The sequence below is a fragment of the Shewanella sp. SW32 genome (assembly GCF_025653365.1).
GTDB lineage: Bacteria > Pseudomonadota > Gammaproteobacteria > Enterobacterales > Shewanellaceae > Shewanella > Shewanella oncorhynchi.
The window spans coordinates 18,773-30,994 of record NZ_JAKKSJ010000035.1 but is presented as its reverse complement, the minus strand read 5'-3'; the positions used below and the strand labels follow the sequence as shown (position 1 = coordinate 30,994).

Here is a 12,222-nt window from a genome sequence, read left to right as displayed (position 1 = left end):
CCCATCAAATTGCGGTCGCGCTGTTAGCGCGCCGCGATTATTCCCGTTTACAAATCCGCGATAAATTGCTCGAAAAAGGTTTCGAAATTAACGATATCGAACCTGTACTCGATGCTTGCGAATCCTCCGGTTTTATTAATGATGCTCGTTATGCCGAACTGTTGGTGCGAAGCCACATCAGTCGAGGCCACGGTGCAATACGCATCCGCCAAGCCATCGCACAGAAAGGCTTATCTAAAGACTGTATTGAAGCCGCTTTGGTTAATTGTGATTGTGACTGGTTTGAGCTAGCAAAAGATAAAGCCACCAAAAAATACGGTGTTCCTCGCGTAACAGAAGTGAAGGGCTCTAAAGCTCGGGATCTCATCGTGAAGGAAAAAGCCAAACGAGTGCGTTTTTTAATGGGCCAAGGCTTTAGCTACGATCAAATCACTTACGCACTAGATTCAGATCCCAATGATCTCGATGAAAATTATTAAATTTGGAGCTAAGGTAAAAGCTCATCTAAATATCATCAATGAGTCTTGTTCATTTCGTACTCCACATTAGACTCACTTGCTTAAATATTGTCCGTGCCGCGATAAACTTACACCGTCTTTATTTGTGCTTTATCTTGTCGTTTTGCTTCTAGTGACTCTGGTGTGGGCGATTCACGCTAAAATATTAAATTCCTGATGTGTATATCACCAATCAAGACTGGTCGTCCTTCCTTAGTCTGCTTATAATGCTGGGCAAATAGAAATACGGCTAGCCTAAGGCGTAGCTGGTAATGCTTACCCAATTCAGGATGATTTCATGTATCAAACTACAGCAGAGCTCAGAAGCGCTTTCCTCGAATTTTTCCGCAGCAATGGTCATCAAGTTGTGGACAGTAGTTCATTAGTGCCAGGCAACGATCCCACACTTTTATTTACCAATGCAGGCATGAATCAGTTCAAGGACGTGTTTCTTGGCATGGACAAACGCAATTATACGCGTGCGACCACTGCTCAACGTTGTGTACGCGCCGGTGGTAAACATAACGATTTGGATAACGTTGGCTACACAGCACGTCATCACACCTTTTTCGAAATGCTAGGTAACTTCAGTTTTGGAGATTATTTCAAAGAAGAAGCGATTCGTTTGGGTTGGACTTTTTTAACTGAAACGTTAAAGCTGCCGAAGGAACGTCTGTGCGTCACTATTTATCAGACAGATGATGAAGCCTTTGAAATCTGGAATAAAAAAATTGGTGTCGCTGCCGAGAACATCATACGTATCGGTGACAATAAAGGTGCTGCCTTTGCGTCAGATAACTTCTGGCAAATGGGTGATACCGGTCCTTGTGGTCCATGTACTGAGATTTTTTATGATCATGGTGATCATATTTGGGGCGGACGTCCTGGCAGTCCTGAAGAAGATGGTGATCGTTTCATCGAAATCTGGAACATCGTTTTCATGCAGTACAACCGTCAAGCATTGGGTGAAATGTTACCTTTGCCTAAGCCCTCGGTTGATACAGGCATGGGGATTGAGCGTATTGCTGCGATTATGCAGGGCGTACATTCTAACTACGAAATCGATATTTTCCGTACTTTGATTGCTAAAGCCGCAGAGGTCATTGGTGTTAGTGACTTATCTGAAAAGTCGCTGCGAGTCATTGCCGATCATATCCGTTCATGTGCATTTTTAATTGCCGATGGCGTTATGCCGTCGAACGAAGGCCGCGGTTATGTGCTGCGCCGTATTATTCGTCGCGCAGTTCGCCATGGTAACAAGTTAGGTGCGACCGAAGCTTTCTTCTACAAGCTGGTTCCGTCTTTGATTGCGGTGATGGGCGATGCAGCAAAAGGGTTAGCTGAGACTCAAGCGATTGTTGAAAAAGCACTGAAAGCGGAAGAAGAGCAATTTGCCCGTACGCTTGAACGTGGTTTAGGTATTTTAGATACGGCCTTAAACGAGTTGAAAGGTGACACCTTAGACGGCGAAACCGTATTTAAGCTGTATGACACCTATGGCTTCCCAATGGATTTGACCGCTGATGTCTGCCGTGAGCGCAACATCATTGTCGATGAAGCCGGTTTCGAAGTCGCCATGGCTGAGCAACGTAGCCGCGCACAAGCTGCCGGTAACTTTGGTGCAGATTATAACGCTGCGCTGAAAATTGATGCTGAAACTGCATTTAGTGGTTACACCGAATTAGCGGGTCAAGCTAAGGTCACCGCGATTTATCAAAATGGTGAGTCAGTGACGGCGATCAAAGCGGGTGATGAAGCCGTTGTCGTGCTCGATGTAACACCTTTCTACGCTGAATCTGGCGGTCAAGTAGGCGATAAAGGCCAATTGGTTGCGAATGGTATTGAGTTTACGGTAAACGATACGCAAAAGTATGGTCAAGCAACGGGCCATCAAGGTGTTTTGGCTACAGGTAGCTTGAGCGTTGGCCAAGTTATTGAAGCGAAAGTGGACAAAAAACTACGTCACCGTACTCAGTTAAACCATTCTGTTACGCATTTACTGCATGCCGCACTGCGTCAAGTGCTCGGTACTCATGTCTCGCAAAAAGGTTCTTTGGTTGATCCTGAGCGTTTACGTTTTGACTTCTCCCATTTTGAAGGCGTAAAAGCTGCTGAATTAAAAGAAGTTGAAGAATTAGTTAACACTCAAATTCGTCGTAACCATGAACTTAAAACCGCTGAAATGGGCATAGATGAAGCTAAAGAGAAAGGCGCTATGGCACTCTTTGGTGAGAAATATGATTCACAAGTGCGTGTTGTGACTATGGGCGATTTCTCTATCGAATTATGTGGCGGTACACATGTGGGTCGCACTGGCGATATCGGCTTATTCAAAATCACCTCTGAAGCGGGTATTGCAGCGGGTGTACGTCGTATCGAAGCCGTGACTGGCGCTGCTGCTATGGCTTATGTGGCGCAGCAACAAGCTGAACTGGAAGAAGCCGCTGCCTTATTGAAAGGCGATGCCAACTCAGTAGTGGCTAAGTTAAAAGCGCAGCTCGACAAAATGAAGCAACTCGAAAAAGAAATGGCGCAGTTGAAAGATAAGCTCGCGGCCGCAGCGAGTGCAGACTTAGTGGGCGATGCCGTTGTAGTTAATGGCGTTAACGTATTGATCAAAAAATTAGACGGCGTTGAGGCAAGTTCATTACGTGGCTTGCAAGATGAATTAAAACAGAAATTGAAATCGGCCATTATCGTGCTTGGTACAGCGCAGGAAGGGAAAGTTAACCTGATCGCGGGTGTGAGTAACGATCTGATCGGTAAAGTCAAAGCGGGTGAGCTCGTCGCTATGGTCGCTGCACAAGTGGGCGGTAAAGGCGGTGGTCGTCCTGATATGGCTCAAGCGGGCGGTAGCCAGCCAGAAAATCTGGATGCGGCATTGGCTCAAGTATTACCTTGGATTACTGAGCGTCTAGCTTAAGAGGTTGCTGTGCCCCAAAAACGAAAGCTTAGTGGTAGCAAGCTTTTTGTGAAAAAGTTCGGCGGTACTTCGGTGGGTTCTATTGAACGTATCGAAGCGGTCGCTGAGCAGATTACAAAGTCAGCTCACAATGGTGAGCAGCAAGTTTTAGTCTTATCCGCGATGGCGGGTGAGACGAATCGCCTGTTTGCACTTGCAGCACAAATTAATCCGCGCGCCTCGGCGCGCGAATTAGACATGTTAGTGTCAACGGGTGAGCAAGTGAGTATTGCTTTGATGTCGATGGCGCTACAACGTCGCGGCATAAAAGCGAAATCCCTTACGGGCGATCAAGTGCAAATTCATACAAATAGTCAATTTGGCCGCGCTAGCATTGAGCGAGTTGATACTGAATATTTGCAGTCTTTGCTTGCCGATGGTGTTGTGCCGATCGTTGCAGGGTTTCAGGGCATCGATCCTCAAGGCGAAGTGACCACCTTAGGACGCGGTGGTTCAGATACCACAGCAGTAGCCTTAGCGGCAGCGTTAGAAGCCGATGAATGCCAGATTTTTACCGATGTGGCAGGGGTATTTACCACAGATCCGAATATTGATAGCAGTGCACGTCGCCTCGATGTGATTGGGTTTGATGTGATGCTCGAAATGGCAAAGCTTGGCGCTAAAGTATTGCATCCCGATTCTGTTGAATACGCCGAGCGTTTTCGCGTACCGCTGCGAGTATTGTCGAGCTTTGAAGCTGGGCAGGGGACGTTAATCCAGTTTGGCGACGAGTCGGAATTAACGATTGCCTCGTTAGTGCAAGGTATCGCGATTAATAAGGCACTGGCAACGCTGACGATTGAAGGGCTGTTTACCACCAGTGAACGCTATCAAGCGTTGTTAGGCTGCTTAACTCGATTGGAAATCGATGTGGAATTTATTTCTCCATTGAGGATCCATGAGGATGATCCTTCGGGTCGCGTCAGTTTTATGCTCGCTGAGGCTAAGGTCGATACTCTACTTAATGAGCTCGAAGGCTTAAGTGAAAGCCTCGCACTCGGGCCATTGATTATCGAACGTCAACGTGCAAAAGTATCTTTAGTTGGCAAAGGTTTACAGGCAAAAATGGGATTATTGACTAAGATGTTAGAAGTCTTGGGTAATGAAACTATTCATGCTAAGTTACTCACGACGTCAGAGAGTAAATTATCAACCGTTATCGATGAAAGGGACTTACACAAGGCGGTTCGGGCGTTACATCACGCTTTCGAGCTAAATAAGGTGTAATTAAATAACCGTTTGAGTATTGAATACTATTAATTTGTACTAAGCTGACCTTATAATAAGCCCATCTACCGGATGAGTGCCGTGTGTAAGCTGAATTAAGAAATAAAGGAGCTATCGAATGCTGATTTTGACTCGTCGTGTTGGCGAAACACTGATGATTGGTGATGAAGTCACAGTTACAGTGCTAGGGGTAAAAGGCAATCAAGTGCGTATTGGTGTGAATGCACCAAAAGAGGTTTCTGTTCATCGCGAAGAAATCTACCAACGCATTCAATCTGAAAAATCAGGTACACCATCGGAAGGTGGTAACTTTTAGTACCTTGTTTTAGCAAGCGTACTACGGCAACAGAAGAGTCAGTTTTTTAACTGGCTTTTTTATTTTTTAGACCGAAAGATTGGCGTAAATCAATACATTGGCTTGATATAACAGCAATGTGATTAAAAACAGTTCAAATGGAATCTGTTTCGGAAAAAGGGTTTGACTTATTTTCGTCAAACAGTAATATGTGCGCCAAGAAAACGGAGAGGTGGCCGAGTGGCCGAAGGCGCTCCCCTGCTAAGGGAGTATGGGCTTTAACTCCCATCGAGGGTTCGAATCCCTCCTTCTCCGCCATTTCTTAAAGATAGAAAACAGTGCGCGTGTAGCTCAGCTGGATAGAGTACCTGGCTACGAACCAGGCGGTCGGAGGTTCGACTCCTTCCACGCGCACCATTTTTTATTAGTGTTTGATGTAAAAGTAAATTCAGATACAAGTCGCGCGTGTAGCTCAGCTGGATAGAGTACCTGGCTACGAACCAGGCGGTCGGAGGTTCGACTCCTTCCACGCGCACCATCTCTGCATTAGTTAATCTTTAACTCATCAGTTTTGAATTTCATAAGAAATTTTGTAGATAATTGCTTATAGCAAAGAGTTAAAATGCGCGTGTAGCTCAGCTGGATAGAGTACCTGGCTACGAACCAGGCGGTCGGAGGTTCGACTCCTTCCACGCGCACCAATTTAGATTAATATGATTTAAATCATATTAATGTTTTACCGTTTGACATGCGCGTGTAGCTCAGCTGGATAGAGTACCTGGCTACGAACCAGGCGGTCGGAGGTTCGACTCCTTCCACGCGCACCAATTTAAATTAATATGATTTAGGTCGTATTAGTGTTTTACCGTTTAACATGCGCGTGTAGCTCAGCTGGATAGAGTACCTGGCTACGAACCAGGCGGTCGGAGGTTCGACTCCTTCCACGCGCACCAATATAGTTAACAAGATACGTCTTGTTGATTTAAAGCGTTAAACGCGGAGAGGTGGCCGAGTGGCCGAAGGCGCTCCCCTGCTAAGGGAGTATGGGCTTTAACTCCCATCGAGGGTTCGAATCCCTCCTTCTCCGCCATTCTATTCTCTTAGTCGAGGGGAATAGAATAAAGTTGCGAGATAAAAGTGCTCATCCTAGACTCAATCTTGATTGGATCTTAGAAGTACAAAAACGAGTTTGCGCGTGTAGCTCAGCTGGATAGAGTACCTGGCTACGAACCAGGCGGTCGGAGGTTCGACTCCTTCCACGCGCACCATATAGATAAGCCCTGCAAGCAACTGCAGGGCTTTTTTATTTTTAGTCTGTAGTGGTTTAACTCATTATATTTTTACCCGCTTAGGTTTAACCTTAACTTTGCATCATCATCTTTTGCTTTACCTTAGCTATCTTCGGTGTCGCTATCTTTAGCCATTTCGTTTTAAACACTTCTCTTTCTTAGGTTCAACTCACTGAAGAATCTGCTTTTGCCTGTGTTGAGAGTCTATGACGACATTGGATACCCATGTCAGTCTCTCAGTGCTGTCTCTAGAGGTATTAGCTGTTCTTTAGTCTACATGTGTGGTGTTTACTTATGTCGGCAGTGATGGGCTACGTGTGAGCTCGTGAGCGATAGACCACGGGGAGTGATGAGGATGAATGGTGAGGTGGTTTCAATGCGGTGTAGTAAGTTAAAGGGCAGTGTTTAGAATTGACTCGGGTTAAAGGCGGCATCTGGCTCAAAAGCGTAGATTAAGGCTCATAGTTGCTCAAAGATTGCAGCGATATAGATACAAGAAGGGCAGCCAAGTGGCAGCCCTTCATTCAGTTAGAACTAATCATAACAAGTGAATCAGAGTAAATGAGAAGCTTAAGCTTCTAACTTAGCGAACTCAGATTTTTGTTCATTGAGTTTGTCCATATCTCGCTTGAGATCGGCCATCTTGGCGCGCTCTTTGTCGATAACCTCGGCTGGAGCTTTTGCCACAAAACCTTGGTTCGATAATTTGCCTTCGATGCGAGCGATCTCTTGGCCGAGCTTTTCAAGCTGTTTGTCGATACGGGCCATTTCGGCGGCGACATCAATTAAGCCTGCCATAGGGATCAGTAGCTCCATTTCGCCAATCAAACCTGTGGTCGACATAGGCGCAGTTTCGCCATCGGCTAAAATGGTCATGCTTTCTAAGCGGGCAAGCGTAGTGAAGAAGGTTTGGTTCGCTTCTACACGGGCTTTATCCTGCGCGCTAACACCACGAAGTAGGGCATTTAGCGGTTTAGATGGGGCAATGTTCAGTTCGGCGCGAATGTTACGCACCGCGACGATCACTTGCTTAACCCATTCTAAATCGGCCATTGCTGCGCTATCGACTTTAGCGGCATCAAATGTTGGGAACGGCGCAAGCATAATGGTATCACCTGCGATACCTGCTAACGGTTTAACGCGCTGCCAAATGGTTTCAGTGATATACGGCATCATAGGGTGCATCAGGCGTTGCATCGCTTCGAGTACTGTCACTAAGGTGTGACGGGTGCCGCGCATTTGCGTTTCGCTGCCGTTTTGCAATACCGGTTTGGTTAACTCTAAGTACCAGTCACAGAACTGGTTCCAAGTGAACTCATACAGGGTATTGGCCGCTAAGTCGAAACGATAGGCTGTCATGTGATCGTCAAAGGTCTTAACGGTTTGATTGAACAAGCCGATAATCCAGCGATCGGCCAACGACAGCTCCATCTCGCCACCTTTGTGCTCTGGTGAACCTGGGCCGCAATCTTGATCTTCTGTGTTCATCAGCACGTAGCGTGAGGCGTTCCATAACTTGTTACAGAAGCTACGGTAACCGTCTAAGCGCTTCATGTCCCAGTTGATGTCACGACCCGTTGATGCCATTGCCGCAAGCGTAAAGCGCAGTGCATCAGTGCCGTGGGCTTCTATACCGTCAGCAAACTCTTTGCGAGTGCTCTTTTCAATCTTGGCGGCCAGTTGTGGCTGCATCATATTACCGGTACGTTTTTCAACTAAATCTTCAAGGCCGATACCGTCGATCATGTCTAATGGATCGAGTACGTTGCCCTTAGATTTTGACATCTTGTTACCCGCTTCATCGCGGATAAGACCGGTTACGTAGACGGTTTTGAACGGGACTTGTGGTTTACCGTCTTCATCTTTGATGAAGTGCATGGTCATCATGATCATACGGGCAACCCAGAAGAAGATGATGTCAAAACCTGTCACCAACACGTCGGTTGGGTGGAAGGTTTTTAAATCTTCTAAATTGTCAGGCCAACCTAAGGTCGAGAAAGTCCACAGGGCTGAGCTGAACCAAGTGTCCAGTACGTCTTCGTCTTGGCGTAATGTCATCGAGTCGGCGATATTGTGCTTAGCACGGACGTCGGCTTCGTTGCGGCCGACATAGACTTTGCCATTTTCGTCGTACCATGCTGGGATGCGGTGACCCCACCACAATTGACGTGAAATACACCAGTCTTGAATGTCACGCATCCACGAGAAGTACATGTTCTCGTATTGCTGTGGTACAAATTTAATGCTGCCATTTTCAACGGCTTCGATAGCCGTTTTCGCCATTGGCGCAACAGCCACATACCATTGGTCGGTCAGCATCGGCTCGATAACCACACCTGAGCGATCGCCGTAAGGCACTTTCAAGGCATGAGGTGCGATTTTTTCGAGCAGACCTAAGGTGTCAAATTCGGCGACGATAGCATCGCGGGCTTTAAAACGATCAAGTCCAGCAAAGCGTTCAGGCAGGCTGCCATCGAGCGTTTTGTTAAAGGTACCGTCAGAGTTCACCACTTCAGCGCTCACGCGAATGGCGGCATCTAAGGTCAGCACGTTGAACATGGGCAGGTTGTGACGTTTACCGACTTCATAGTCGTTAAAGTCATGGGCTGGGGTGATCTTCACGCAGCCAGTACCAAAGGCCATGTCGACGTAATCGTCGGCCACGATAGGAATGCGGCGGTTAACAATCGGCAACAGAATAAACTTACCGACCAGCGCTTGATAGCGTTCATCATCGGGATGCACTGCAACCGCACTGTCGCCGAGCATGGTTTCTGGGCGCGTGGTAGCGACTTCTAAATAGTCTTTACCATCGGCTGTCAGTTCACCGTCGGCCAGTGGATAACGCAGATGCCACATGTGGCCCTGTTTTTCTTTGCTTTCCACTTCTAAATCAGAGATAGCCGTGTGCAGCTTTGGATCCCAGTTGACCAAACGCTTACCGCGATAAATCAACTCGTCTTCGTACAGACGTACAAACACTTCTTGCACGGCCTTGGACAAGCCTTCGTCCATAGTGAAACGCTCGCGGTCCCAATCAACAGAAGCGCCCATACGACGTAGCTGCTTAGTGATAGTGCCGCCCGATTGCGCTTTCCATTCCCACACTTTATCCATAAAGGCATCGCGACCTAGGTCATGGCGATTTTTGCCTTCTTCGGCTTCAAGCTTACGCTCAACCAACATTTGGGTGGCGATACCCGCATGGTCAGTACCGACTTGCCATAGGGTATTTTTGCCTTTCATCCGTTGGTAACGGGTTAAGGTATCCATAATGGTGTCTTGGAAGGCGTGGCCCATGTGCAAGCTGCCCGTCACGTTAGGTGGCGGGATCATAATGCAATAATTGCCTTTGGATTCATCGCCGTGTGGCTTGAAGTAACCTTGCTCTTCCCAGTTTTGGTAAAGCGTTTGCTCGATGGACTGCGGATCGTATGTTTTTTCCATGGGAACGTGTCTGTCTCAAACTAATTAAGTGGATGTGTTGCTAAGTCTTGGGTCTGTAAATTGACCCCTAAGCCGCGATACTGTCGATAACGTTCGCGAGCGACCGCTTTATGCTGATCGTCATTGGCAACAAAATCGATAATGTGGCCAAAGTTTACCGCAAATGGGGGCGCTTGGTCTGCAAGATTAATCAGAACTTGGCGACTTTTGTTGGCGCCGAGGCGATCAAAACCAATTTCTACCGGCGATCCCGTCATCGGGCCCTCACCTTTGAGGTTATGGGGCACAAAAGCACTTGGCTCAAACTGCCATAAAAGTTCATCAATTGCATGGGCTTGCTGTTTATCTTGGCAATGGATATAGACCCATTGTTGCTTCACAAAAGCCTGCTGCGCCAGTTGGCATGCCAGAAGATGCATCTCGCAAAGTGCAGGGTTCGCATTCGCGGTTGCAACAGGTGAATCAGCCTTGGCTTTGGCAGGCGATGCTACTGGCGGCATAAGATAAAACAGCACTTGAGTCATGATTTCAATGCCTTGCTTCACTTGTTTTAGTGGCGAACGAAAGCAGCAGTTTACACTAAAAGTCAGTATGGGTTAATGCTTAGGGCAAACCTTGCGCTGAGGTTTTATCTATCACTGTCTGGCTGGACTTAATGGGATGCTTTCAAACCGTTGGAGATGAAGAGGGTAGAACTATAACTCTTTGAAAAATGATTCTAAAACCATTAGTTGTTCAGTTTTTTTATTTTCTTAATTTATTCAGGAAATCGATTTTCTGATTAAATTAAGAAAATAAAAAAGGCGAAGATTTTCATCTTCGCCTTTCATTTATCGAGCCTTTAACACACTAAGGCCGGATAGTTGGTTATTCGCCGAGTTCGACGCCAGCACGATTGATCAGGAACTGAGTCAATAGTGGCACTGGACGGCCCGTAGAACCTTTGTTAGCACCGCTATTCCAAGCTGTGCCTGCAACGTCTAAGTGAGCCCAGTTGTACTTTTTAGCAAAGCGCGAAAGGAAACATGCTGCTGTGATAGCTCCAGCAGGACGGCCACCTAAGTTGGTCATGTCAGCAAACGGGCTGTCGAGCATATCTTGATACTCATCCCACAATGGCATGCGCCATGCGCGGTCACCACTTTGCTCACCGGCACTTAATAGCTCGTGTGCCAGAGGGTTATGGGATGAGAACAGACCCGATGCGTGTTTACCAAGGGCAATCACACACGCACCAGTCAGGGTTGCAGTATCGATAACCAATTCAGGATCGAAACGCTCAACATAGGTTAATACGTCACATAGGACTAGACGGCCTTCCGCATCGGTATTTAACACTTCAACGGTTTGGCCTGACATAGTGGTCAGAATATCACCTGGACGGTAAGCATTACCCGATGGCATGTTTTCACAGCCAGCCAGAATACCCACAACGTTGATAGGTAACTTCATGTCACAGATGGCTTTCATGGTGCCGATTACACCTGCTGCGCCGCCCATGTCGTACTTCATTTCGTCCATGGCTTCGCCAGGTTTCAATGAAATACCACCCGAGTCGAAGGTTAATCCTTTACCGACTAATACGATTGGTTTTTCTGTGCTATCGACAGCGCCCTTGTATTCCATCACTGTCATGATGGATTCGTTGGCACTGGCGCGACCGACGGCAAGGTATGAGTTCATGCCCAGTTTGGCCATTTGCTCTTCACCAATAGTGGTGACATGCAGAGTGTCGTGTATTTCAGCCATTTGGCGAGCTTGTGAAGCTAAATAGGCTGGATTACAGATGTTCGGTGGCATGTTGGCTACATCGCGACATAAATGCATACCAGCAGATACTGCCATACCATGCTCGATGGCGCGCTCACCTAAGGTTAATTCACGGCGAGTCGGGACATTGAACACTAATTTACGCAATGGACGGCGAGTTTCACCTTTGCGGGTCTTCAGGGCATCAAAGCTATAAAGACTGCTATTAGTGGTTTCAACCGCTTGACGTACTTTCCAATACGTATCGCGTCCTTTCACGTGCAGTTCAGTTAAGAAGCAAACCGCTTCCATTGAACCCGTTTCGTTAAGGGTGTTGATTGTTTTAGTGATGATTTGTTTGTATTGGCGTTCGTCTAATTCTCGTTCTTTGCCACAACCCACTAATAATACACGTTCACTCAATACGTTAGGAACATGGTGCAGCAATAACATCTGGCCAGGTTTACCTTCCAGATCGCCGCGACGCAGTAGGTTACTGATATAACCTTCGCTAATTTTATCTAATTGCTCCGCGATACCCGACAGACGACGGGGTTCATAAACACCGACCACGATACAGGCTGAGCGTTGTTTTTCGGGGCTACCGCTCTTTACGCTAAACTCCATGAGCACTCCTAGATTCTTAAAGACAAATTTTTATATTTATTGGATAATGTCTGCTTGTCCCGAAAAGGGCCTAAGTTATTACTCCAAAGGTGATTTATTCTCGGCGCTTGAGTCACGCATTTCGTGACG

General features: G+C 46.9%; 7 protein-coding genes and 8 tRNA genes. 12 read left to right on the top strand and 3 right to left on the bottom strand.

Going from position 1 to position 12,222, the window contains the following annotated elements; all coding sequences use genetic code 11:
* Nucleotides 1–8 precede the first annotated feature (8 nt).
* The 12 genes from L5M28_RS18685 (at nt 9) to L5M28_RS18630 (ending at nt 6,249) form a co-directional block, all read left to right on the top strand.
* On the top strand, nt 9–479 hold the full coding sequence (locus L5M28_RS18685; protein ID WP_372833087.1) for a regulatory protein RecX: 471 nt from the start codon (nt 9–11) through the stop codon (nt 477–479).
* Between the two features lie 316 nt (nt 480–795).
* On the top strand, nt 796–3,420 hold the full coding sequence (gene alaS, locus L5M28_RS18680) for an alanine--tRNA ligase (protein ID WP_263204158.1): 2,625 nt from the start codon (nt 796–798) through the stop codon (nt 3,418–3,420).
* Nucleotides 3,421–3,429: 9 nt separating this feature from the next.
* Nucleotides 3,430–4,686 (top strand): aspartate kinase, encoded by a 1,257-nt coding sequence (locus L5M28_RS18675; RefSeq protein ID WP_006082603.1) that lies wholly within the window; start codon nt 3,430–3,432, stop codon nt 4,684–4,686.
* A 118-nt stretch (nt 4,687–4,804) separates the two neighbouring features.
* Entirely contained in the window at nt 4,805–5,002 is a 198-nt protein-coding gene (gene csrA / locus L5M28_RS18670; RefSeq protein WP_006082602.1) for a carbon storage regulator CsrA, read from the top strand.
* A 205-nt stretch (nt 5,003–5,207) separates the two neighbouring features.
* Nucleotides 5,208–5,299: transfer RNA gene (locus L5M28_RS18665), tRNA-Ser, on the top strand.
* A 22-nt stretch (nt 5,300–5,321) separates the two neighbouring features.
* Nucleotides 5,322–5,398 (top strand) — tRNA-Arg (locus L5M28_RS18660).
* A 44-nt stretch (nt 5,399–5,442) separates the two neighbouring features.
* Nucleotides 5,443–5,519, top strand: a tRNA-Arg gene (locus tag L5M28_RS18655).
* 86 nt (nt 5,520–5,605) lie between these two features.
* Nucleotides 5,606–5,682 (top strand) — tRNA-Arg (locus L5M28_RS18650).
* A 49-nt stretch (nt 5,683–5,731) separates the two neighbouring features.
* Nucleotides 5,732–5,808 (top strand) — tRNA-Arg (locus L5M28_RS18645).
* A gap of 49 nt (nt 5,809–5,857) precedes the next feature.
* Nucleotides 5,858–5,934, top strand: a tRNA-Arg gene (locus L5M28_RS18640).
* Nucleotides 5,935–5,979: 45 nt separating this feature from the next.
* Nucleotides 5,980–6,071: transfer RNA gene (locus L5M28_RS18635), tRNA-Ser, on the top strand.
* A 101-nt stretch (nt 6,072–6,172) separates the two neighbouring features.
* A tRNA-Arg gene (locus tag L5M28_RS18630) sits at nt 6,173–6,249 on the top strand.
* A gap of 591 nt (nt 6,250–6,840) precedes the next feature.
* Here the strand turns inward: L5M28_RS18630 and L5M28_RS18625 are convergent.
* From L5M28_RS18625 to pepA, 3 genes are all read right to left on the bottom strand, one after another.
* A complete protein-coding gene (locus L5M28_RS18625) occupies nt 6,841–9,717 on the bottom strand; it encodes a valine--tRNA ligase (RefSeq protein WP_263204157.1) in 2,877 nt (958 codons plus the stop codon).
* A 20-nt stretch (nt 9,718–9,737) separates the two neighbouring features.
* Nucleotides 9,738–10,241 carry a DNA polymerase III subunit chi gene (locus tag L5M28_RS18620; RefSeq protein WP_105251817.1) on the bottom strand — a complete coding sequence of 168 codons (504 nt, stop codon included), beginning with the start codon at nt 10,239–10,241 and terminating at the stop codon, nt 9,738–9,740.
* A gap of 343 nt (nt 10,242–10,584) precedes the next feature.
* On the bottom strand, nt 10,585–12,093 hold the full coding sequence (pepA, locus tag L5M28_RS18615) for a leucyl aminopeptidase (protein ID WP_006082597.1): 1,509 nt from the start codon (nt 12,091–12,093) through the stop codon (nt 10,585–10,587).
* Nucleotides 12,094–12,222: the final 129 nt, after the last annotated feature.